23 protein-coding genes are annotated in these 22,707 nt (G+C 62.5%); 14 read left to right on the top strand and 9 right to left on the bottom strand.

Annotated elements, in window-relative coordinates; all coding sequences use genetic code 11:
• Positions 1–17: 17 nt before the first annotated feature.
• The 4 genes from JQ624_RS01560 to rpsT form a co-directional block, all read right to left on the bottom strand.
• Positions 18–296 carry a GIY-YIG nuclease family protein gene (locus JQ624_RS01560; protein ID WP_212417068.1) on the bottom strand — a complete coding sequence of 93 codons (279 nt, stop codon included), beginning with the start codon at positions 294–296 and terminating at the stop codon, positions 18–20.
• 46 nt (positions 297–342) lie between these two features.
• Entirely contained in the window at positions 343–1,461 is a 1,119-nt protein-coding gene (gene dnaN, locus JQ624_RS01555) for a DNA polymerase III subunit beta (RefSeq protein WP_212417067.1), read from the bottom strand.
• A gap of 325 nt (positions 1,462–1,786) precedes the next feature.
• Positions 1,787–3,217: a chromosomal replication initiator protein DnaA gene (gene dnaA / locus JQ624_RS01550; protein WP_212417066.1), complete on the bottom strand. Its 1,431-nt coding sequence runs from the start codon at positions 3,215–3,217 to the stop codon at positions 1,787–1,789.
• 1,332 nt (positions 3,218–4,549) lie between these two features.
• Complete coding sequence (rpsT, locus tag JQ624_RS01545) at positions 4,550–4,816, bottom strand: 30S ribosomal protein S20 (RefSeq protein ID WP_212417065.1); 267 nt, start codon at positions 4,814–4,816, stop codon at positions 4,550–4,552.
• A 373-nt stretch (positions 4,817–5,189) separates the two neighbouring features.
• Between rpsT and JQ624_RS01540 the strand changes: the two genes are divergently transcribed.
• From JQ624_RS01540 to JQ624_RS01525, 4 genes are all read left to right on the top strand, one after another.
• The gene (locus JQ624_RS01540; protein WP_212417064.1) at positions 5,190–5,507 is read left to right on the top strand and encodes a hypothetical protein; all 318 of its coding nucleotides are present in this window, start codon (positions 5,190–5,192) and stop codon (positions 5,505–5,507) included.
• A 126-nt stretch (positions 5,508–5,633) separates the two neighbouring features.
• A complete protein-coding gene (gene msrA, locus JQ624_RS01535) occupies positions 5,634–6,290 on the top strand; it encodes a peptide-methionine (S)-S-oxide reductase MsrA (protein ID WP_212417063.1) in 657 nt (218 codons plus the stop codon).
• A gap of 135 nt (positions 6,291–6,425) precedes the next feature.
• Positions 6,426–7,178 (top strand): polysaccharide biosynthesis/export family protein, encoded by a 753-nt coding sequence (locus JQ624_RS01530; protein ID WP_409334293.1) that lies wholly within the window; start codon positions 6,426–6,428, stop codon positions 7,176–7,178.
• Between the two features lie 374 nt (positions 7,179–7,552).
• Positions 7,553–8,557, top strand: a complete 1,005-nt coding sequence (locus tag JQ624_RS01525; RefSeq protein ID WP_212417061.1) for a tripartite tricarboxylate transporter substrate binding protein — start codon at positions 7,553–7,555, stop codon at positions 8,555–8,557.
• A 75-nt stretch (positions 8,558–8,632) separates the two neighbouring features.
• Here JQ624_RS01525 and JQ624_RS01520 read toward each other — a convergent pair whose 3' ends face one another.
• The 3 genes from JQ624_RS01520 to JQ624_RS01510 are packed head-to-tail and all read right to left on the bottom strand — an operon-like array spanning position 8,633 to position 10,497.
• On the bottom strand, positions 8,633–9,307 hold the full coding sequence (locus JQ624_RS01520; RefSeq protein ID WP_212417060.1) for a dienelactone hydrolase family protein: 675 nt from the start codon (positions 9,305–9,307) through the stop codon (positions 8,633–8,635).
• Positions 9,308–9,367: 60 nt separating this feature from the next.
• Positions 9,368–9,712 carry a hypothetical protein gene (locus tag JQ624_RS01515; protein ID WP_212417059.1) on the bottom strand — a complete coding sequence of 115 codons (345 nt, stop codon included), beginning with the start codon at positions 9,710–9,712 and terminating at the stop codon, positions 9,368–9,370.
• Positions 9,709–10,497 (bottom strand): alpha/beta fold hydrolase, encoded by a 789-nt coding sequence (locus JQ624_RS01510; RefSeq protein WP_212417058.1) that lies wholly within the window; start codon positions 10,495–10,497, stop codon positions 9,709–9,711. Before JQ624_RS01510 ends, JQ624_RS01515 begins: the two co-directional genes overlap by 4 nt.
• Positions 10,498–10,803: 306 nt before the next feature.
• Between JQ624_RS01510 and JQ624_RS01505 the strand changes: the two genes are divergently transcribed.
• The 4 genes from JQ624_RS01505 (at position 10,804) to JQ624_RS01490 (ending at position 16,519) form a co-directional block, all read left to right on the top strand.
• Positions 10,804–11,295 (top strand): (2Fe-2S)-binding protein, encoded by a 492-nt coding sequence (locus tag JQ624_RS01505; protein WP_212417057.1) that lies wholly within the window; start codon positions 10,804–10,806, stop codon positions 11,293–11,295.
• The gene (locus JQ624_RS01500) at positions 11,292–13,583 is read left to right on the top strand and encodes a molybdopterin cofactor-binding domain-containing protein (protein WP_212417056.1); all 2,292 of its coding nucleotides are present in this window, start codon (positions 11,292–11,294) and stop codon (positions 13,581–13,583) included. Before JQ624_RS01505 ends, JQ624_RS01500 begins: the two co-directional genes overlap by 4 nt.
• 313 nt (positions 13,584–13,896) lie before the next feature.
• Positions 13,897–14,994 carry an HD-GYP domain-containing protein gene (locus JQ624_RS01495; protein ID WP_212417055.1) on the top strand — a complete coding sequence of 366 codons (1,098 nt, stop codon included), beginning with the start codon at positions 13,897–13,899 and terminating at the stop codon, positions 14,992–14,994.
• A 229-nt stretch (positions 14,995–15,223) separates the two neighbouring features.
• Positions 15,224–16,519 (top strand): cytochrome P450, encoded by a 1,296-nt coding sequence (locus tag JQ624_RS01490; RefSeq protein ID WP_212417054.1) that lies wholly within the window; start codon positions 15,224–15,226, stop codon positions 16,517–16,519.
• A 118-nt stretch (positions 16,520–16,637) separates the two neighbouring features.
• Here JQ624_RS01490 and JQ624_RS01485 read toward each other — a convergent pair whose 3' ends face one another.
• Together JQ624_RS01485 and JQ624_RS01480 are read right to left on the bottom strand one after the other, a co-directional pair.
• On the bottom strand, positions 16,638–18,218 hold the full coding sequence (locus JQ624_RS01485) for an AMP-binding protein (protein ID WP_212417053.1): 1,581 nt from the start codon (positions 18,216–18,218) through the stop codon (positions 16,638–16,640).
• A 224-nt stretch (positions 18,219–18,442) separates the two neighbouring features.
• Complete coding sequence (locus JQ624_RS01480) at positions 18,443–18,862, bottom strand: VOC family protein (RefSeq protein WP_212417052.1); 420 nt, start codon at positions 18,860–18,862, stop codon at positions 18,443–18,445.
• 151 nt (positions 18,863–19,013) lie between these two features.
• On the opposite strand from JQ624_RS01480, the gene JQ624_RS01475 reads away from it, so the two are divergent.
• From JQ624_RS01475 to JQ624_RS01450, 6 genes are all read left to right on the top strand, one after another.
• Positions 19,014–19,991, top strand: coding sequence for a tripartite tricarboxylate transporter substrate binding protein (locus tag JQ624_RS01475; protein ID WP_212417051.1), 978 nt, complete (start codon positions 19,014–19,016; stop codon positions 19,989–19,991).
• 83 nt (positions 19,992–20,074) lie between these two features.
• Positions 20,075–20,329, top strand: coding sequence for a DUF3551 domain-containing protein (locus tag JQ624_RS01470; protein WP_212417050.1), 255 nt, complete (start codon positions 20,075–20,077; stop codon positions 20,327–20,329).
• A gap of 175 nt (positions 20,330–20,504) precedes the next feature.
• Entirely contained in the window at positions 20,505–20,951 is a 447-nt protein-coding gene (locus JQ624_RS01465; RefSeq protein WP_409334292.1) for an ArsR/SmtB family transcription factor, read from the top strand.
• Positions 20,951–21,292, top strand: a complete 342-nt coding sequence (locus tag JQ624_RS01460) for an SRPBCC domain-containing protein (RefSeq protein WP_312014364.1) — start codon at positions 20,951–20,953, stop codon at positions 21,290–21,292. Before JQ624_RS01465 ends, JQ624_RS01460 begins: the two co-directional genes overlap by 1 nt.
• A gap of 15 nt (positions 21,293–21,307) precedes the next feature.
• Positions 21,308–22,042, top strand: a complete 735-nt coding sequence (locus JQ624_RS01455; RefSeq protein WP_212417048.1) for a thioredoxin family protein — start codon at positions 21,308–21,310, stop codon at positions 22,040–22,042.
• Between the two features lie 130 nt (positions 22,043–22,172).
• Positions 22,173–22,529 (top strand): DUF1428 domain-containing protein, encoded by a 357-nt coding sequence (locus JQ624_RS01450; protein ID WP_212417047.1) that lies wholly within the window; start codon positions 22,173–22,175, stop codon positions 22,527–22,529.
• The last annotated feature ends 178 nt before the right edge of the window (positions 22,530–22,707 follow it).

Below are 22,707 nucleotides of genomic sequence, written 5' to 3'. Positions count from 1 at the left end.
GCAATCCATCGTCCGCGTCAGCGGACAATTTCTTCGTAAAGATCTCGCCAATCGGGATTGCCCGCGACGATCAGATCTATTTTCCACTCGCGCGACCAATGCTTGATGTTCTTCTCGCGTTGAAGCGCTACGGCAATCGTTTCGTGCGCTTCGAAATAGACCAGTGCCTTGATGCCGTATCGCTTGGTAAAGCCGTCCGCCAAGCCTTCCCGATGCTCGTAGACGCGCCGAACCACGTTACACCCATACAGCGTTCCACCGGGCTTGCTAGCGAGGATGTACACCCAATAGGTCATTTGGTTTGATGGATTGCCGGGTCAAGCCCGGCAATGACAGTTGTGCTCACACCCGCATCGGCATCAGCACGTAGAGCGCGCCCTTGTCGTCCTTGTCCTGCACCAGCGTCGGCGAGCCGGGGTCGGCGAGCTTCAGGACGGCGACTTCGCCTTCGATCTGGGCGGCGATGTCGAGCAGATAGCGCGAGTTGAAGCCGATATCGAGTGCGTCGGAGGCGTACTCGACTTCCAGTTCTTCGGTGGCGCTGCCGGAATCCGGATTGGTCACCGACAGCACCAGCTTGCCGGCGGACAGTGCGAGCTTCACGGCACGGCCGCGCTCGCTGGAGATGGTCGAGACGCGGTCGACCGCGGCCTCGAAATCCTTCTTGTCGACGATCAGCTCCTTGTCGTTATTCTGCGGAATGACGCGGCCGTAGTCCGGGAAGGTTCCGTCGATCAGTTTCGAGGTCAGGACGACGTTGCCGAGGGTGAAGCGGATCTTGCCCTGCGAGAGTTCGATTTTGACTTCGGCTTCGTTGTCCTCGATCAGCCGCTGCACTTCGCCGACCGTCTTGCGCGGCACGATCACGCCCGGCATGCCGGTGGCGCCAGAGGGCAGCGCCAGATCGATCTGCGCCAGCCGATGGCCGTCGGTCGCCACGCCGCGAAGCGTGGCGGCCTTGGCGCTGCCGGCCGTGTGCAGATAGATACCGTTAAGGTAGTATCGGGTCTCTTCGGTCGAGATCGCAAACTGCGTGCGGTCGATCAGGCGTTTGACGTCGGCAGCCGCCAGCGAGAACGAATGCGTCATGTCGCCGGCGGCGAGATCCGGGAAGTCGCTTTCGGGCAGGGTCTGCAGCGTGAAGCGCGAGCGGCCGGCGCGGATCGCCAGCACCGCACGGTCGCCGTCGGCCTCCAGCACGATCTGTGCGCCATCGGGCAGTTTGCGGACGATGTCGTAGAACATATGCGCCGGCACGGTGGTGGCGCCGCCGGTCGCGGTTTCCGCCGGCAGCGTTTCGGTCACCTCCAGGTCGAGATCGGTCGCCTTCAGCGACAGCCGGGCGTTTTCGGCGCGGACCAGCACGTTGCCGAGGATCGGGATGGTGTTGCGGCGCTCGACCACACGATGGACGTGGCCGAGCGATTTCAGCAGTTGCGCGCGTTCGACGGTGACCTTCATTGCAATACCCGCCAGAGATGGAAAAGCCGGGCGGCCCGTAAAGGCAGCGCCGCGGCATTGGAAACCCGAAAAGCCGGATCAGGATCGGATTTGATCAAACCCCCGGGGGGACCGCAAGGTGGCGCGGATGGGGCGCCGGTGCAAGGGAGAGAGAACCCCGTTCCCCACTTTTGCGGCAGAAAATGGCGGCAGAAAAAAATTCTCCCGCCCACCCAACCGGGTTTACCCGGGTTGGGCGTTATAATTATCGAAGTCGGATAAATCCGACTTCGATTGGATCAGGGCGGGAGAGGCTGGGGAGGAGCCAGTCCTGTTCCTTATGCCGTTATTCCTGTAATTGCCGCTTCAGCGACTCGACCTCTTCGGACAGCGCGGTATCCCGGGCCACCAGTGCCTCGATCTTGCGCACGGCGTGTAGCACCGTGGTGTGGTCGCGTCCGCCGAACCGGCGGCCGATCTCGGGCAGCGAACGCAGCGTCAGCGTCTTGGCCAGATACATCGCGACCTGACGCGGCCGAACCACGTTCGCGGTCCGCCGGGACGAGAGCAGGTCCGAACGGCTGACATTGTATTGCCGGGCGACCACCCGCTGGATGTCCTCGATCTTGATCCGCTTCGGTTCCTGCGGACGGATCAGGTCGCGCACCTCGCGCTCGGCCATTTCCAGCGTCACCGGCTGGGCGTTGAGCTTGGAGTGGGCGAGCAGGCGGTTGATGGCGCCTTCGAGGTCGCGGCCGTTATGGGTGATGGTGCGCGCCAGATAATCCAGCACCGCTTCCGGTACGTCGAAGCTCGCGTGATGCGCACGCGCTGCCGCCACGCGCGACTTCAGGATTCCGAGGCGCAGTTCTTCGCCGAGCGAACCCATCTCCACGACGAGGCCACCGGCCAGCCGCGAGCGTACGCGATCGTCGAGGCTCTCGAGATCGGACGGCGGTCGGTCGGCGGCGATTACCACCTGACGTCCGGCATCGATCAGCGCGTTCAGCGTGTGGCAGAACTCGGCCTGGGTCGATTTGCCCTGCAGGAACTGCAGATCGTCGATCACGAGCACGTCGATGCCGCGCAGCGCCTCCTTGAACGCCAGCGCCGTCTGCGTCTTCAGCGCGGCGACGAAGCCGTACATGAACTTCTCGGCGGTGAGATAGAGCACCTTGCGCTCGCTCCCCGAATTGCCGGCCCATGTCACCGCCTGCAGCAGATGGGTTTTGCCCAGGCCGACACCGGCGTGAATGTAGAGCGGGTTGAACATCACGGCATCGCCGCGGCGTCCTTCGGCAACCTGGCGCGCGGCCGCATGGGCCAGCGTGTTGGAGCGGCCGATCACGAAGCTTGCAAAGGTCAGGCGCGGATCGAGCGGCGAGCCGCCGAGCGCGTCATGATTGGCGGACACCGGCGCGGTCGCGGTCGCGCGCAATTCGGGCGCGGGCCGTCCATTGGCCTGCTCGATGCGGCGTTGATCGGCTGGAACTGCGGCTTCCTTGGCGGGCGCGGCGCAGCGCATCGCGGTGCGCACGGTGAGGTCGATGCGGTGCACTTCCGGCATCTCGGCCTGCCAGCAGGTCAGGACGCGGTCGGCATAATGCGCCTGGATCCAGCTCTTGAGGAATCGGGTCGGAACCGACAGATGCACGCTTTCGTCCTGCACGCCCTCCAGGTCCATGCGCGCAAACCAGCTCGTATAGACGTCCTCGCCCACACTCGTCCGCAACCGCCCCTTCACGCGCGACCAACGATCCTGTTCCATATTTGTCATTGCCTGAGAACTTTTCTGAATGAGTAATGGTATTTGGGAAATCGCCTGGCGGGTTGCCTTGCAGGTTTCCTGCCAGACGTGACCTCGACGCGGAGCTTCAGCCACCACCAGACAAGGATCGAACGTTCGGCGGAATCGCCGTTGCACAGATCAAAGGCTGGATGGAGTGAGAGGCTACCGCGAGGTCAGCGCGTACTCGACGGTCTAGCCGGAGTTCGCGTGGGTGGACGACTCAAGACGTCGTTCAGGGATTCAGAAGCGGTCTCGATGGAAAAAATGAGCGTGCCGAATGTCGCGTTGATTCCGTAAAGCATAGTACCTCCCCCTCTCGCCGCGAGAACGCGCGGCGAGCAATCACATCACCAGTGTTTTCAAAGCCTGTCTGCTGCTACCGAACATCCGCTTGTCCGACCGCTGCGCCGCCGCATATCTCAGTCTGTCGTCTTCAACACGTTCACGATCTCTGCGTTCCCAATCGTTGCATCGCCGGCCAGCATCTTGTTCCCTTGTCTTATTCCCCTTGTCCGGAGCGCGCTGAACGCGAGCGCCACGCCGGGAAATTTAGACACAAAACAACCGCTCCCATATTGCTATGAGTTACCAACTCAGCTTCGCTTGGAAAGCGTCGCTAACGCGCACACCGCCGCCGATTTGCACGTCCGCTCTTGGGTCTCATACCGCGCTGGTCAGGAGAGCCTTGAACGTCGCGAACGAGTAACAAATACACCAAGCGCGATTTCTGACAATCCGTGATTCGACGACGTGGCCCGACTCTTCGGCTGTGTTGCAACACTGCAATTGCGAAACTCCACACCAAGTTTTTGAATCAGCGCGTAGAATCGCGCGGCGCCGACAACCGTGACAGTTTTCGCTGCACTCGCAAAATTTTTTAAGAAACCGTTACAATCGTGGTTACCGGGACCAATTTTCAAAACGCTTGTGCTCGCTATGTGGATAAGTGATTAGCGAGACGTCGTTTTTCGGAATTGTTTTTCAGGGTAACCCTGCGCGGCAGCGATGCGGGCAGAAGAAGCTGGCGTCGGATTGGTCAGCCGTTGCGCTCATGCTTCTCGCAAATGCTCACGACTACGCTAGTGCAATAAATTGCACCTCGTAAAACTACGGGCGCTAGAAATGTGACACGTAACCCGGTGCTCAGCAACGGGACAATTGAATTGTCACAGCGCACCTTTCAGCGTGAGCCCGAAATGCAACAGAATGCACGTGCCTGGCGAGATGGATTTTCGCGGTCATGCTCGCACGCCGGCATGACTGGGAAAAAACAAAAGCCCGGCGAAGCCGGGCTTTTGACGAATATCTATTTCTGTCAGTTCACTTCGCGAGCTTGGCGATCGCGTGCGTCAGGCGCGACACCTTCCGGCTCGCATTGTTCTTGTGAATGATGTTGCGCTGCGCCGCCTGCATCAGTTCCGGTTCTGCGTGCTTCATCGCCTTGAGTGCCGCCTCGCGATCGCCGCTCTTGATCGCCTCCTCGACGGTACGAACCGCGCCACGCATCTGGGTGCGGCGCGACTTGTTGATGATGGTGCGGCGGGCAATCTTGCGGGTCGCCTTTTTGGCGGAAGAGGTATTGGCCATGTTCTCAACTATCCTTCGGCTGTCATCGCTCGGGTGGTCGGGCTTGAGCGCGCCGGCCGTTCAAATTGCGTGATCGACGCTGGTGGTGTTTTCCAGGGTGTTCTGACGTAAGCCGTTCTTGAGGATGCCATGGACGGAAGCCAAAATGCTCCCGAAGCCGGCGCTGCTCAAAGAACAGCGGCGGCGGGATTGCGCCCGCCGCCATTGGGGGTCTTATAGAGGGCGAGTCCTGCACCGTCAACGCTTTCCGCCCTCCCCGAAAGGCCGGGAAGGGGCGCGGAAATGGCGCGTAAGGTGCTGATGAGGTTGAATTTCCGGGGTGCCCCCGGTATTGGCTGACGGTCTGTTGGGGGCGATAGATATAAGGTGACGCATGATCCGCGGTTTTTTCCGGCTAATCGGCCTGCTGCTCCTGGCCGGCGGATTCATCTTTATGGTCTATGACGGCGCCCGTTTCGTCGCCGACCAGACCCTGCGGTTCACCCGGTTTGGCCAGTTCTGGAACGACGTCCATCAGTCCAGCCAGCTTGCGTTCCGGACCTGGGTCGAGGGTACCGCACCCTGGCTCTGGAACAGCGTCATCAAGGTCCTGTTGGATCAGCCGGTTTTTGCCGTGATGGGCGTGGTCGGCATTCTGCTCATGATCCTGTTCCGGCCCCGCAAGCCATTGATCGGCTATTCGCGGGACTGACCCGGCCGCCGCCCGCCCTCGGGCACGGCGTAACAGGGCTGCGATATCCGGCGTAAAGACATATATAGAAATCCAACCGCCCGACGCCGTTGTCGCGTCCCCCGATGTCCCGCCTGGAGGTACTCCATGTTGTTCATGCGCAAGACCACCGCGTTACCAAGCGCAGCCGAAGCGCTGCCGGGCCGTGCCACCCCGATACCGACCGCCACCACGCATTTCGTCAACGGCCGCAAGCTGCAGCCGCCCCATCCTGCGGGCCTTGAGCAGGCGGTGTTCGGCCTGGGCTGTTTCTGGGGCGCAGAGCGCAAGTTCTGGGAACTCGGCGACGGCATCTATGCGACCGCCGTCGGCTATGCCGGCGGACATACGCCCAATCCGACCTATGAAGAGGTTTGTTCGGGCCGCACCGGTCATACCGAAGTGGTGCTGGTCGTGTTCGATCCGAAGAAGATCTCCTACGATCAACTCCTGAAGACGTTCTGGGAAAATCACAACCCGACGCAGGGCATGCGCCAGGGCAATGATGTCGGCACCCAGTATCGCTCGGCGATCTACACCTTCGGCGATACGCAGCGCCAAGCCGCCGACGCGTCGAAGGCATCGTATCAGAAGGCGCTGGCGGCGAAGGGCCTCAACGCCATCACCACCGAGATCGCGCCATCGGGCAAATTCTATTTCGCCGAGGACTATCATCAGCAATATCTCGCCAAGAACCCGGCGGGCTATTGCGGATTGGGCGGCACCGGCGTGTCGTGCCCGATCGGCGCCGGCGTGACCGCCTGATCGGCTGCCTTCTTCAACCTCACCCCGCAAGCGCGGGGCGAGGGAGTCTCGATCTCCCGCGCCGCGTGCAAACAACCCTTTATTAACCATACCCGGTGCAAGACTGGAGCCGTCTCGTTTTGAGGGATGGCTCCGGTGCGGGTTGTGCGCGCGTTTCGAATACCGATCACTGCGATCATCACCGCGCTCGCTCTGTCGGGCTGCATGCGCACGACCGGGCCGGTCGCGGTCGCGCCGCAAGGCGATCTCGATTCAATGGCCTACGGCCAGCCGAACGCCCCGCCGCCGCAGGCGGTCGCGGCCGAGTCCGGCGGCGGCGCCATCGGCGCGCTTCGCGCCGCCTTCGCCGCGACACCACGCGCAGCACCAGCACCCGTCGTCGTCGCTGCACCCGTGGCCTATGTCGAACCCGCGCCGGTGCGATATGACGCTGCCTATCATCTCGATGCCGGCGACAAATTGCGCGTTGTCGTCTATGGCCAGGAAGGCCTGACCAACACCTACGCGATCGACGCCGGCGGCTCGATCACGATGCCGCTGATCGGTTCGGTGCCGGCGCGGGGCCGCACCACGGCGGGACTGGCGGCGGAGATATCAGCGAAACTGCGCGCCGGCTTCATCAGGGATCCATCGGTCGCGGTGGAGATCGAAGCGTATCGGCCGTTCTTCATTCTCGGCGAGGTCGCAGCACCCGGGCAATATCCGTACGTACCCAACATGACGGTCGAGAGCGCGGTGGCGATTGCCGGCGGCTTTTCGCCGCGCGCCCGCCGCGATAGCGTTACAGTCACCCACACCGATGCGTCGGGAGCAGCACGCTTCGTCGTTCCGCCCGGCAGCCCGATCAGTCCCGGTGATACCGTGCTCGTCAGCGAGCGCTGGTTCTAGCGCGCAACGCATTTTCATCGAATCGTCATCTCGATCTGGCCCTTTTCTTGAGCATGATCGCCAGGCAAATGCCGCGCGTTTGAGCTGCGGAAAATTCAGCATCCATTTCGCGCCGGTGCGGATCCGGCGTTTTGCGTCATGTTGCAGAATCAATCTTCAGGTCGGTCTAACCTGCAGTGGCAGAAGTGTGTCCGCGCACGTTTCCGAAAGTCTGTTGACGCCGTGCGTCGGTGTCGGTTGCGGTAAATTAGCGCTATGCGCTGATCGCATTAGAAACCATGTTCCAAGTTGCGCTGCAGCGATGTAGAGAAATGCATCATTGAATCGAGGCGCGCCGGCTTGTCGGTAATGTGCCTGCAATCCGGAGTATGACCATGAACTATCATTTGCCGGTCGGCGTGGTGCGGGCGGCGACCGCGGCAGCGTTGCTTGCTTCCATCGCCGTGACGGCTTTGTGTGCTTCTTCGCATCAGGCATCGGCGGATTCCTATCCGAGCCGACGCATCACCTTCGTCGTGCCGTACCCGGCCGGCGGCGCCACCGACGTCCTCGCCCGTTTGCTTGCCAACAAATTGCAGGAGTCGTGGAAGCAGACCGTCCTTGTCGAGAACAAGTCGGGCGGCGGCGGCGTAGTCGGCAATGATTACGTAGCCAAGGCGCAGCCCGATGGCCATACCGTGCTGATCGGCATTACGCAGATCATTCAGGCGCCGAGCCTCGTTGCGAAGCTGCCTTACGATGTATTCAAGGATCTCGCGCCGGTCACCCAGATCGCCTTGTCGACCATCGTTCTGGTGGTCCCCGAGCAGCAGCCGATCAAGTCCGTCAAGGAGCTGGTCGATTATGCCAAGGCGAACCCCGGCAAGCCTTACGGCACCTTCGGCAACGCCACGACGTCCCACCTCTACGGCGAATTGCTCAAGAAGGTCGCCGATATCGACATGACCCATATCCCCTATCGCGGCTCGGCTCCTCTCACGAACGACTTGCTCGCTAACACGGTTACCTCGGCGTTCCAGGACCTGACCACGGCGAGCGCGCAAATCAAGGCGGGCAAGCTCAGGGCGCTGGCGGTTGGCGGCGAGAAGCGCAGGACCGCGTTGCCCGACGTGCCGACGATGGCCGAACTCGGTTACCCCGGTTTTGAAATCGAAGGCTGGCTCGGCGTGTTCGTACCCGCCGCAACACCCAAGGAGATCGTGAAGAAGCTTTCGGACGAACTCGCCCGCATCATCGCCTCGCCCGAGGGCGTCGCCGGAATCGAGACGCTCAGCCTCGTGCCGGTGGGTGGATCGGCGGAAACGTTCGAGAAAGTCCTGCGCCGCGACTACGAGAAATGGGCCGATGTCGTGAAGGCAACCGGCGTCAAGGGCGAGTGAACTGTTACTTGCTTGCGGTCCGTCATTCCGGGTTCGTGCTGCGCACGTCCCGGAATGACGGCGGAGAAGTTCGCCTCACCTCTTTAGATGCTTCGCAAAAAACGCCAGGCTGCGCGGCCAGGCGATATCGGCGCTGGCCTTGTCGTAGCTTGCGCGTTCATCGCAGTGAAAGCCGTGCTGGGCGCCGGGGTAGATGTGGACTTCGACATCCGGCCGCTTGGCCTTGATGGCCTCGACATCGGTCAGCGGAATGCCCGCATCCTTTTCGCCGAAATGCAGTTGCGTCGGCACTAGCGGTTTGTCGTCGGCAAAGCGGACGACGGCGCCGCCGTAGTAACCGACGGCGGCCGATAGCCCCGACAGCTTGGTCGCCGCCGCATAGGCGATGCTGCCGCCGAGGCAGAAGCCGATGATGCCGACCGGGCCGACATCCTTCACGGCATCGATCGCGGCCTGGGCATCGCGCAGCATCGCGGCCCAATCGGGATTGGCGATGAACTTTCGCGCGGTCGCGATCTCGTCAGGCGAATAGCCGCACTGGAAGTCCGGCTGGGTGCGATCGAAGATCGACGGCGCGATCGCGACATAGCCTTCGCCCGCCAGCCGATCGCACACCGAGCGGATGTGGTGATTGACGCCAAAGATCTCCTGGATCACCACGATGGCCGCCTTCGGCGCATCAGCGGGATCGGCGCGATAGCCGCCCAGTTTAAAACCGTCCGAAGCCGTCAGCTTGATATCCTGTCCCACGGATCATCCCTTCTTGTTTTGGGTTGCACGACGTCGGTTGCGTGATGTGCGGAGCCGCGGCTATTGCCACATCCAGTTGTGCCCCCAGTCGCCTTTCCAGCCGGCCAGCCTGCCTTTGCGAAATTGCAGAAAGAGCCGGTCCTTCTTGTTGAACAATCCGCTGCCGCCGATGTTGCGGAATGTGAGGTAGACTTCTTCGCCCGGACGGCCACGGACATAATTGAGCGGGGTGCCGAGCGCAGCTGCGGCTTCGTCGGCGTCCATGCCGAACGCCAATGGCGTGTTGTTCGACAGCGCTTCGGTGAAAGGCGGCGGGTAGGGGCCGCCGATCGGCGGCAGTTGTTGTGCGGCAGCTTGCGTGAAGCTGCCTGCGATCAGCGCGAAGGCCACAGCGGCTATCTTCATGACGCGGCTTTCCGTGGTGCCTTGGCATCGAGGCCGTCGAGGAACGGCAGCACGGCGTCGATGAAGGCCTGAGGCTGGTCGATGTTGACGGCGTGGCCGGCGGCCGGGATCACCACTTTCTGCGCGCCCGGAATCTTGGCGGCCATGTAGTCGGAGGCGGCGAGGAACGGCGTGTCGTCGGCACCGACCACGATCAGCGACGGTACCTTGATATCGGGCAGGGATTCGATCACGCGGGCATCGCGCTGGGTCAGCATGCCGCGCGCGGCGCGCGCCAGTCCCGACGCGTCGCGATGGGTGACGCTGGAGCGTTCCCGGCTGGCCGATTTCAGAACCTCCAGACCCTCGCGCTCGAAGCGGTCGCCGGTGTCATGCGCGCGCTGGTTCCAGGCCTCGCGGGCCTCGTCCTTCTTGAAGCCGGGGCCGGTGTCGATGATTAGGAGTGCACGGACGCGGTCCGGATGGGCGCGGTAGAACGCCAGCGACATGTAGCCGCCGAGCGAGAGCCCGCCGACGATCGCCTTCTCGGCGCCGACGGCGTCGAGCAGCGCCGCCATGTCGGCGACCGTCAGCGCTTCGCTATAGGCTGCGGTATCCTCGGGGTAACCGGACTGGCCGTGACCCCGCATGTCCCACAACACGAGCTTGTTATGTTTCGACAAGGCTGCGATCTGGCCCTGCCACATCCCACTGGTCGACGAATAGCCGTGTGTCAGTAGCAACGGTGGGCCGGAGCCGTGAACCTCGTAATAGATGTGGACTCCGTCACGATTGATTGTCGGCATTCCTGTTTTTCCCGAAGCAACGACGCCTGATTCCGCCCTCCTCCTATCCTAGCGCGATCCGTTCGCGGTTGGGAAATGCGGAAACGGAAGATGCGTCTGCGGCGACGAGGTTGATCGACGTGTTGACGACAACGCCTTGCCGCAGCGCACAACGGTATTCTCTTCGAACGATTCCAAATTGCATTGCCTCTAGAAAAGATCGGTACCATTCTTCGCGCCAACTGGCATCGACCCGGTGGGTGCCGGCCAATACCCAAAAGTGAGATGCCGCCGTAAGCGGCTTCATACACCGGAAGGGGAGCGAACATGCCTAGTCTCAATATCAACGGACGGAATATGTCCGTCGAGGCGTCCAACGATACGCCGCTGCTCTGGGTCATCCGCGAGCAATTGCAGATGACCGGTACGAAATTCGGTTGCGGCGCAGGTCTCTGCGGCGCCTGCACAGTTCACGTCAATGGCGAAGCCGTTCGCTCCTGCCAGACCATGGTCAGCGACGCCGTCGGCAAGAAGATCACCACCATCGAAGGTCTGTCCGCCAAGGGCGATCATCCCTTGCAGAAGGCCTGGATCCTCGAGCAGGTCCCGCAATGCGGCTACTGCCAGTCCGGCCAGATCATGCAGGCGGCATCGCTTCTTTCCAAGAATCCCAATCCGACCAAGGATGAAGTGGTCGCGCATATGGACGGCAATCTGTGCCGTTGCATGACCTATTCGCGCATTCAAAAGGCGATCATGCGCGCCGCATCCGAAATGCGTACCGCCTCCAACGCCGGCACCGAGCGGAGGGCCACATGAATACGCACGTGAAAATCACCGGCAGCGCGCCAACCGATCTCAGCCGCCGCTCGTTCCTGGTCGGCTCGGCCGCCACGGGCCTCGTGCTCGGCTATGCCGCCGTTCCGGGTATCGATCAGGCTTTGGCCGCGCCCTCCAGTTTCGAGGCCAGTGTCTGGTACTCGATCGCGCCCGATGGCCTCGTTACGGTGACTTGCGGCAAGGCCGACATGGGCCAGCACATCGCCTCGACGATGGCGCAGATCGTGGCCGAGGAACTCGGTGCGTCCTGGAAGGACATGCGGGTTCAGCTCGCCTCGAACGATCCGAAGTTCAACGACCCCGTGCTCGGCGCGCAGATTACCGGCGGCAGCTGGAGCACGATGATGAACTTCGACGCGATGAGCCGCGCTGGCGCCGCCGGCCGCATGGCCCTGATCGATGCCGCGGCTGCCGCCATGGGCGTTCCGCCCTTCAACAAGGGTGAACTGGTGGTGCGTAACTCCACCGTCTCGCATCCGAAGTCGAAGAAGTCGATGACGTTTGCGGAAATCGTCAAGAGCGGCAAGATCACCAAGACCTTCACGCCCGATGAACTCAAGGCGATCAAGCTGAAGACGCCCGACCAGTACACCATGATCGGCGTCTCGGTTCCGCAGCTCGATATTCCCCCGAAGACCAACGGTACGGCCAAATACGGCATCGACGTCATGTTGCCGGGCATGGCCTATGGCAAGGTGGTCACGCCGCCCGTGCGTTTCGGCGCGACGGTGAAATCGCTCGACGATAGCGAAGCGAAGAAGGTGCCGGGCTTCATCAAGGCCGTCATTCTCGACGACAAGACGGGCAGCACGAGCGGCTGGGTGGTGGCGGTGGCCAATACCTATGCGAACGCCCGCAAGGCGGCCGATGCGCTGAAAATCACCTACGACAACGGTCCGAACGCCAAGCTGTCGAGCCAATCGTTGCTCGACGAGGCGAAGCGGCTGCAGGCGCTCGACGATTCCGGGCAGTTCTTCGTCAAGGACGGCGACACGGCGGCGGCCTTCGGGACCGCGGCGAAGGTGCTGGAGGCCGAGTACACCACCAGCATCAACATCCATGCGCCGCTCGAGCCGATGAACGCGACCGCCGAGTTCAAGGGCGACATCCTGCACATCTATTCCGGCAACCAGTTCGCGACGCGCTCCGGCGCCATCGCGGCGGGTGCGGCCGGGATCGATCCCAAGTTCGTCGTCATGCACCAGATGTGGCTGGGCGGCGGCTTCGGCCGGCGTCTCGACGCCGACATGATGGTGCCTGCGGTGCAGGCGGCGAAGGCCGTCGGCAAGCCGGTCAAGGTCATCTACAGCCGCGAAAACGACATGACCATGGACTATTCGCGCCCGCTGACGTTCCAGAAGGTCAAGGCCGGTCTGGACGCCGACGGCAAGCTGATCGCGCTCAATCACGACGTGGTCAGCGCATGGCCGACCGCGCGTTGGGGTATCCCGGACATGCTGTCGCCCTCGGTCGACAAGAAAGGACCACTGGACTCGTTCACCGTGAACGGCGCGGACTTCTTCTATTCCGTGCCCAATCACAATGTCCGCGCGATCAAGAACGAAATGGCGCACAACGCCACCCCGTCAGGTCAGTTGCGCTCGGTGGCGCCGGGCTGGACCTTCTGGGCGGTCGAAAGCATGATCGACGAACTCGCCCACGCCGCCGGCAAGGATCCCGCCGAGTACCGCATCGCGTTGCTGGACGGCAAAGGCAAGAACGACGGCGGTGCGCAGCGCCTGCGCAACACGCTGCTGGCGGCGATGGGCATGGCCGGCTACGGCACCAGCAAATTGCCGAAAGGCGAGGGCATGGGCGTCGCCTGCGTCTCGTCGCAGGAGCGGGCAACCGCAAGCTGGACCGCGTGCGTGGCCCATGTCGCCGTGTCAGCCTCCGGCGAGGTCAAGGTCAAGAAATTGACCGTGGCTACCGATGTCGGCATGCAGGTGCATCCCGACAACATCCGCGCCCAGGTCGAGGGCGCTGCGCTGTGGGGCCTTTCGCTCGCCATGTATGAGAAGGCGACGCTCAAGGATGGCGGTATCGAACAGACCAATTTCGATACCTACAAGCCGTTGCGGATGAGCCAGACGCCGGAAGTCGCCGTCAACGTCATCGCCAACGGCGACAAGCCGACCGGCGTCGGCGAGCCGGCGGTGACGGTGATCGCGCCTGCGCTCGGCAACGCCATCTTCAACGCCTGCGGCGCACGTATCCGCTCGTTGCCGATCACGGCAGAAGCGGTGAAGGCGAGCATGAAGGCGTAAGACGCGCGCGCCATCAATCGATGCACGATCCGCCGGGGGCAATGCTTCCGGCGGATTTTTTTGTCGCTCTCTCGTGATGTCCCGCGCATGCCGAGCATCCGGCACGCCGCGGCAATGCGGCCTAAGCGCCATGGTGTGCTGAATCAATCGCTTGCGCGGAGGATGACGGTTCCGGGTACGGCGCATCACGAACAAGATCGCTAAAATTTTAGCGTCTACGGTAGTTCGTTTTCAGCATCCCTCTTAAGCCCCGGGGAACTGATTATCCGCTAGCTTCGGTTGCAGGTCATCACCGCTAGGGGTCTGGGGTTTCATGACATCGGCAACCAACAAGACTTCGACCAGGCGTCGGCTGTTGCTGGCTTCGGATCGGAGCGATCAAAGCAGCGAACTCGCCAGCATTCTGCGATCCGTCGGTCAGGTCGACACCATCGCGACTTCAGATATTCCCGACGCCCCGGAGCGCGACCTTGCGGGAATCGTGGTCGACATCAACCTGCGCTCCGCGGAGAGCGTGCAGCTGGTGCGCAACAAGCTGCGCGCCGAGGCCTATCGCGAAATGCCGCGGCTGTTCGTGCTGGCTGACGCGCTGCATCACGGATCGATGCAGGCCTGGGCGCTCGGTGCCACCGACACCATCGCGCGGCCGTTCGACGCGCAAGGTATCCTGCAGCGGATTCGCGCCGCGTTTCCGGACAGCGACGGATATGACGAGACCGATCGCGGCAAGGTCCTGAACAGGGGCGTCGAAGCGGCGCACGCCGTGATGGTCAAGATCTTCGAAAAGCTTCCGGCCGGCGTTCCCCTGAAATTCAGCGACATCATCGAGGCCGAGAACAAGATTCTCAAGGCGATCAAGCATTCGTCCTTGCGGGAATGGCTGACGACGGTCGGCTGCCATCACGCCGGCAGCTACCGTCATTGTCTCTTCGTCACCGGCTTTGCGGTCGCCTACGCGCAGCATCTCGGCATGCGCGAGGACGACCAGCGCCGTCTCGCCCGTGCCGCCCTGCTGCACGACGTCGGCAAGGCGTTCGTTCCGGTGACGATCCTGGACAAGCCGGGCCCGCTGACGCTGGAAGAGATGGAAGAGATGCGCCAGCATCCGCGCCGCGGCTATGACGCGCTGGCCGCGGAAGGCGGCTTCCCGCCCGAAATGCTCGACGTGGTGCTGCACCACCACGAGTTCCTCGACGGCACCGGCTATCCCAATGGCCTGAGCGGCAAGCAGATCAGCGACATCGTCAGGCTGACCACGATCGTGGATATCTATGCCGCGCTGGTCGAGAAGCGCGCCTACCGGCTGCAGTTCACCCATGCCAAGGCGTTCGGCATGATGGAAGAAATGGGCGACAAGATCGACCAGCATCTGCTGCACGCCTTCCGCCCGGTGGCGTTCGGGTATTATTGAGCGCCGTAATCTCCGCCGTCATTGCCTGCGACAAACGCGAAGCGTTTGCGCAAGGGAGCGTTAGCGACGAAGCAATCCATCCATCCGTTATGCCGTGGATTGCTTCGCTTCGCCCGCAATGACGGGGAGAGAGTAGCCGCTCAACACAAGCTTCGGGCCTTGCAACTGCCTAACTTTCATTGATCATCAGCGCGCCTTGTGCAGGTGACATAGGCAGGCGGGGAGGCCCATGGGCACGACGGCGACCTTGAGCGGCAATATTGACATTCCCGCCGGCATCGCGGCCACGCTCGTCAATCCGGCCGCCTATGCCGACCACCGCATCCATGACAGCTACCGCTGGCTGCGCGCCAACAATCCGCTCGGGATCGCGCGGCCCGAGAAATTCGATCCGTTCTGGGTCGTGACAAAGCACGCGCATATCCAGGCCGTCAGCCGCCAGAACGAGCTGTTCCACAATGCCGACCGCCCGACCACGCTGACGAACCAGGCAGTGGAAGAACGCGTGCGAAAGATCACGGGCGGGCCAAATCTGGTTCGTTCCCTGGTGCAGATGGATGCGCCCGATCATCCGAAATACCGGGCGTTGACGCAGGGCTGGTTCATGCCGGCCAATCTCGGAAAGTTCGAGGCGCGCGTGAGTGAGATCGCGCGCGCCACCGTGCAGCGCATGCTCGACAAAAGCGGCGCTTGCGATTTCGTCGAAGACGTCGCCCTCGGCTATCCCCTGCACGTCATCATGGAAATTCTCGGCGTACCCGAGAAGGACGAGCCGCGAATGCTCAAGCTGACGCAGGAACTGTTCGGCCCGCAGGACCCCGATACGGCGCGGATCAGGGAACAGCTCACGGCGGAGCAGTTCTCCGTGATGATGCAGTCGGTGGTGGCTGATTTCGGCGCCTATTTCCGGGGCATCACCGAGGATCGGCGCCGCAACCCGCGCGACGATCTCGCCACTGTCATTGCCAACGCCAAGATCGGCGGCGACTACATGCCGGATCACGACGCGACCAGCTATTACATGATCGTCGCCACCGCCGGCCACGACACCACATCATCCTCGACCGCCGGCGCGGTCTGGGCGCTGGCGGAAGACCCCGCGCAATTCGAAAAGGTGAAGGCCAATCCCGAGCTGATTCCGGGTCTCGTCGACGAGGCCATCCGCTGGATGACCCCGGTCAAGCATTTCATGCGCTCGGCGACAGCAGACACTGAACTTGGCGGCCGCAAAATTGCAAAGGGCGACTGGCTGATGCTGTGCTACGCGTCCGGCAATCGCGACGAGGACGTGTTCGACGAGCCGTATAAATTCCGCTGCGACCGCAAGCCGAACCGCCACGTCGCATTCGGCTATGGCGCGCATCTCTGCCTCGGGCAATATCTGGCGAAGCTGGAAATGCGCATCCTGTTCGAGGAACTGCTGCCGCGGCTGAAATCGATCGCCCTCGACGGCGAAGTGAGGATGACGCAGGCCTATTTCGTCAACGGCCCGAAAAAGCTGCCGATCCGGTTCGAGGTGAATTGAAGGGAACTGCGTAGGGGTGGGCAAGGGAGCGTTAGCGACGTGCCCACCACGTTCTTGCGCTGTCGTCGATGAAGGGTGGGCACGCTACGCTTTGCCCCCTACGCGACAACTGCCTTCATTACCCCAGCATCTTCCGCAATTCCGCCTTTGCCACCTTCTCCAGCGTCGAGCGCGGCATGTCGTCGACGAAGTGAATTTCGCGCGGCACCTTGAAGTTGGCCAGCGACGTGCGGCAGGCGGCCATGACCGTGTCGTGCAGGTCGGCCGGTGCGTCCTTGACGCCGGCCTGCGGAATGATGAACACGACGGGCACTTCATCCAGCATCGGATGCCTCTTCGCCACCACCGCGGCCTCGCGCACGCCTGGGACCACCGCAATCACCTGCTCGATCTCGGAGGCCGCGACATTCTCGCCGCCGACCTTGAGCATGTCCTTGGTGCGGTCGCCGAACCGGATGAAGCCGTTCTCCAGCAGGGTGACGCGGTCGCCGGTGATGAAATAGCCGTGCTCGTCGAAACTCTCGCGCGTGGCCTTTTCGTTGTGCAGATATTCTGAAAACAGCGACAGGCCGGGGATGCCCTTGATCAGGAGATCGCCGGTGCCACCGACACCCGTCGGCGTGCCGTCGTCCTCGACGATGCGGATCTGATATTCGGGCGCGGCGCGGCCGATCGACATCGGCGTATTGGGCTGATCGACCTCGCCGACGATGCCGTGGGTAATGGTTTCGGTCATGCCCCACCAGCCGATCATCTTGATGCCGAAGGCGGCGAACGGCGGCGGCTCGGATACCGCGGTGCCCCAGAGCCGAAACTTGTGGTTTTTGGGAATCTCGTGTTCCAGCAGCGCCTTCATGCAGAAGGGGATCGTCGAGGTCCAGGTGCAGTGGTGGTCCAGCGCCGCGCCCCAGAACCGGCTCGCCGAAAACCGCGGCTGGATCACGCAACTTGCGCCGACCCACAGTGTCGCCAGCATCGAATAGGCCAGCGCATTGGTGTGGAATAGTGGCAGATAGGTCTGGTGCACGTCGCCGGCGTGCAGATCCTGATGCGCGGCGTTGATCTTGGCGCCCCACAGTGCGTTGGCATGCGTCCACAGCACCGCCTTCGGCCGCGACGTGGTGCCCGAGGTGTATTGAACGCTGCACGGCGCGAACGGGTCGGCGGCGCGGCGCGGCCGGTCGGCGCTGTCGGCGAACAGTTGCGCAAAACTGTCGCCGCGCGCCGCGCCTTGCGCCGGCGTATTGCCGGCATCATGCGAGGTCACGGCGATCCAGCGCAGGCCACGGCAATTGGCCGAGATCAGTTCGGCATAGGCGGGTTGGGTGATGGCGGCGACCGCGCCGCAATGACCGGCGAAATATTCCATTTCCGCCGCCGCCGAGCGGGTGTTGGTGGTGACCGCGATCGCGCCGAGTTCGACACAGGCGAACCAGGCCAGCATGGCCTCGATGCAATTGTCGAGATGAATCAGGACATATTCGCCCGGCTTGACGCCGCGTTTGACGAGGCCGGCGGAAAGCGCGCCGACGCGCTCGTGGAATTCGCCGTAAGACCAGCTCCGCGCCGGCGCCTCGAACGGCGCCCAGATCAGGAACGGATGGTCGCGGCGGCTCTCAGCGCGCATCCGCAGCAGCCACGGTACGTCGAGGCCCGCGAATGGCCCGACAATGCCGGGCGTGGCTTGCGAAAGTGGCATGAATTCCTCCCGTGCGCCTTAGAGCGGCTGCCTTGGTTTTTGCTTGGGAGTAGTTCTGCCATTGGACGGCGCAATGGGCAAATGGTCGTTGAAGGCTAGGCTTTCTCCACGTCATTGCGAGCGAAGCAATCCACCGCTCGGGGATAGATGGATTGCTTCGTCGCTACGCTCCCTTGCGCAAACGCTTCGCGTTTGTCGCAGGCAATGACGGGGAGGGAGCGGGGCTAACGCACGCCGACCTCATACGACGAAATCTCGATCAGACTGCCGTCGGGATCCCGGCAATAAACCGAACGCAGCGCGCCGCGGGCACCCTGTTTGGCGACCGGGCCTTCCTCGATCGCGACGCCATTTGCCTTCAGGTGCGCCACCACTTCGTCCGGCGTGCTTGACGTCAGGAAGCACAGATCGTCGCTGCCGGCGGTTTCGTGGTCGGCCGTGAACCACTCGACCTTGTCGGCATCGCGCGGCCGCACGTTGATCTTCTGGTTGCCGAACACCAGCGAGGTCCGCGGCGTTTTGCCCGCACCCGGATCGAATACCTTGACCTCCATGCCGAGAATCTTCCGGTACCACTCGGTGGAACGCGCCACGTCGGACACATTGATGACGAGATGATCGAGCGCGTTAACCCTGACAGACATGCCTTATCCTTTCGTCGCGGTCGGCGGCGCTTGCGTCGCACTGGCCGCGCTGGAGTTTGTTTGTTACAACGCCGGCCGCGTTCGGTTCAATAGAACCGCGCTCAATAGAAACGGACCGGGCCCTGAATCCCGGCCTCCAAGGAGAAGTTTTATGATTTCACGTCGCACCGCGATTTGTCTGGCCGTGATCGGCCTTTCCACGGCCGCTTCGATCGACGGCGTTTCGGCGGCGGATTATCCGACCCGGCCGGTGAAATGGGTCGTCGGGTACCCGCCGGGCGGCGCGACCGACATTATTGCGCGGCTGCTCGGCCAGCGGCTGTCGGAACGGCTCGGCCAGCAATTCGTGATCGAGAACAAGCCCGGCGCCGGCAACAATATCGCCACCGAATCCGTGATCAATGCCGAACCCGACGGCTACACCCTGCTATTCGTCAACCCGGCGAACTACATCAACGCGTCACTCTACGCCAATCTGAAGTTCAACGTGGTTCGCGATATTGCTCCGGTCGCGGCGTTCAATCGCGTGCCCAACGTGATGACGGTCAACAAGGACGTGCCGGCGAAGACGGCCGCGGAGTTCATTGCCTATGTGAAGGCCAATCCGGGCAAGGTGAACCTGGCATCGTCGGGCAACGGCACGTCCGTTCATCTGTCCGGCGAAATGTTCATGGCGATGTCGGGCGCCAAGATGCAGCACGTGCCCTATCGCGGCGCCGCACCCGCGATCACCGATCTGCTCGGCGGTCAGGTGCAGGTGATCTTCGACAACATGCCCTCGATTCTCCAGCATGTCCGCGCCGGTTCTGTGCGGGCGCTGGCCGTCACCGGCACGGCGCGGTCGTCGCTGTTGCCTGACGTGCCTGTTCTCGCCGATACCATCCCGGGCTACGAGGCGAGTGCGCTGTTCGGCATGGGCGCCCCGAAGAATACCCCGAAGGAAATCATCGCGAAGCTGAACAAGGAGATCAACGAGGTGCTCGCCGAACCCGCGATCAAGGCCAGGCTGGTCGATCTCGGCGGCGATCCGCTGATCGGCACGCCGGAAGCGTTCGGTGCGATGATCGTGGCCGAAACCGAAAAGTGGAATAAGGTGATCGAGGAAGCCAAGGTAGAGAAGGTGCAGTGATCTACCTCACGGAACATTGGCGCAGTCGCGGTGTTTTATGGCAGAGGCGACGCGGCTCTTGCGTCATGTGAAGGAGATCGATGATGCGTAATGCAATGGTAGCGATATTGGCGCTGTCGGCGGCGACCGTTGCCACGGTGGCGGGCAGCGTGCCGGCGGCGGCTTACGATTACCCCTATTGCGCCCAGGGCCGGAGCGTCGGCATCCCCGGCGAGTGCTCGTACAGCACCTACGCGCAGTGCATGGCATCGGCCTCTGGGCGCGGCCTCTACTGCAATATCAATCCGCGCGCCGCGCTCGGGCAACAGCGGCGGATGCGGGTCTATCGGGATTATTGATCGGGCTCGCTAATTTTCTCGGGATGGCCGGACTGATGCGCAAAGGGTATTTGCGCTGCATGATCCGGCCATCCGAACCTCCGTGTCACAACTCTCGACTTCGTGATGCAAACGCCGGCTTGACGGCGTTTTATTTGCGTCTATACTAAACCGTATGGTTAAGTATCAGGAAGACGTGCTGGACCGTACCTTTGCCGCGCTGTCGGATCCGACCCGGCGTGCGCTGCTGGCGCGGCTCGGCGACCGCGAAAGCCTTTCGGTCAGCGAGCTGGCGCAGCCGTTCTCGATGTCGCTGCCCGCGATCATGAAGCACCTCGATGTGCTGTCGGACGCCGGCCTGATCGCGCGCGAAAAGACCGGCCGCACGGTCGCGTGCCGGCTGACCGCCCAGCCGATGGAGCAGGCGATGGAGTGGCTCAATCGCTACCAGCGCTTCTGGTCCGATGCTCTCGACCGCCTTGCCGCTTTTGTGGAGGAAGACCCATGGCCGCCCAGTCAAGCCCTATCAAGTCAAACCCCCTTGATGCCGGGCCCGCCGAGCGCCCCAGCCTCACGCTCAAGCGCCGGCTCAACGCGGCGCCCGAAAAAGTCTTCGCCGCGTGGGCCGACCCGCAAAGACTAGTGCAATGGTTCGGGCCCGGATCGGTCGAGGAAGGTTCGGTCAAGGCCGATATCGATCTGCGCGTCGGCGGCCGCTACCGCATCAGCTTCAACGCCAAGGGCACGTATAATGAGGTCGGCGGCGTCTATCGCGAGGTCGTTCCGAACCAGCGGCTGGTGTTCAGCTGGGCGTGGCACTCCACGCCGGAGCGCGAATCGCTGGTGACGATTTCGATGAAGCCGGAAGGCAGCGGCACACTGCTCACTTTTCTCCACGAACAGTTCGCCGACGCGACAGCGCGCGACAATCACGAGCGCGGATGGCTGGAACTCTTGGCCAAACTCGAAAGCTATCTGGCCTGAACACAGGAGCCGCTCATGCAGCCGCACACCATCGTCTCCCGCGAGGAATGGATCGCCGCCCGCAAGGCGCACCTTGCGCATGAAAAGGAATACACCAAAGCGCGCGAGCGCCTGGCCGAAGAGCGCCGCGCGCTGCCATGGGTCAAGGTCGACAAGGATTACGTGTTCGACGGGCCCGATGGAAAAGTGACCTTGGCCGACCTGTTCAAGGGGCGCAGCCAACTCGTGGTGCAGCACGTCATGTTCGCGCCCGACTGGAACGAGGCCTGCAAGAGCTGCTCGTTCTGGGCCGACGGCTTCGAGCGCATGATCCCGCATCTGGCCGCCCGCGACACCACGATGGTCGCGATTTCGCGCGCGCCGCTGCCAAAGCTCACTGCTTTCAAGCAGCGGATGGGCTGGACGTTTGACTGGCTGTCGTCCGGCGGAAACGCGTTCAATTACGACTACGGCGTTTCGTTTACGCCGGAGCAAATCGAGAGAGGCGGCAACTACAATTTCGGAACCACTCCCTTCGGAAGTGAAGAAGCTCCCGGCATCAGCGTGTTCTATCGCGACGAGGCCGGGAACATCTTCCACACCTATTCCTGTTACTCGCGCGGCCTCGACATGATGAACGCCGCCTATCATTACCTCGACCTGACGCCGCTCGGGCGTCATGAGGAAGGCCTGCCCTATCCGATGGACTGGGTGCGGCTACGTGACCAATACCAGCCGGCACCGGTTCAGGCATCTTGTTGTCATAGCTAGCCGTACCAGCGATACATTTCAGCCGTCATTCCGGGATGGTCTGAAGGACCAGACCCGGAATCTCGAGATTCCGGGTTCGATGCTGCGCATCGCCCCGGAATGACGCCGGAGAACAAGAGGAAAGCTCCCCATGCCCTACGTCGATGGCTTCATCGTCGCCGTGCCGAAGAAAAAGCTCGCAGCTTATACCGCCATGTCGAAAAAGGCCGGCAAAGTCTGGCGCGGGCACGGCGCGCTGGACTACCGCGAATGGGTCGCCGACGATGTCAAGGTCGGTAAGCTCACCTCATTCCCGCGCAGCGTCAAGTTGAAGCCGGGCGAAACCGTCGTATTCGCCTGGATCACCTACAAGTCGCGCGCCCAGCGCGACAAGATCAACGCCAAGGTGATGGCGGACCCGCGGCTCAAGTCGATGATGGATGGGCCGCCGCCGTTCGACGGCAAGCGGCTGATCTATGGCGGCTTCGAAAGCCTGGTGAAGGTGTAGCTCGCAAGGGGATCCTGGCCGGCAGTATGCCGCACGGTGGAATTGCCGGCCTCGTCTTGCAGTCCCGCACCAGCCAGGATGAGACGCGCATGCTTCAAGCCTGCGGATAACTGGCCGGGGCCAGTGGACGTCTGCCCCCACAACGAAATATTCAGAGCGCACCGACTGCCAGAACAAC

This window comes from Bradyrhizobium sp. AUGA SZCCT0283, from assembly GCF_018130385.1.
GTDB lineage: Bacteria > Pseudomonadota > Alphaproteobacteria > Rhizobiales > Xanthobacteraceae > Bradyrhizobium.
Note: the sequence above shows the minus strand (reverse complement) of the source record. Positions and strands in the feature narration are given on the sequence as shown.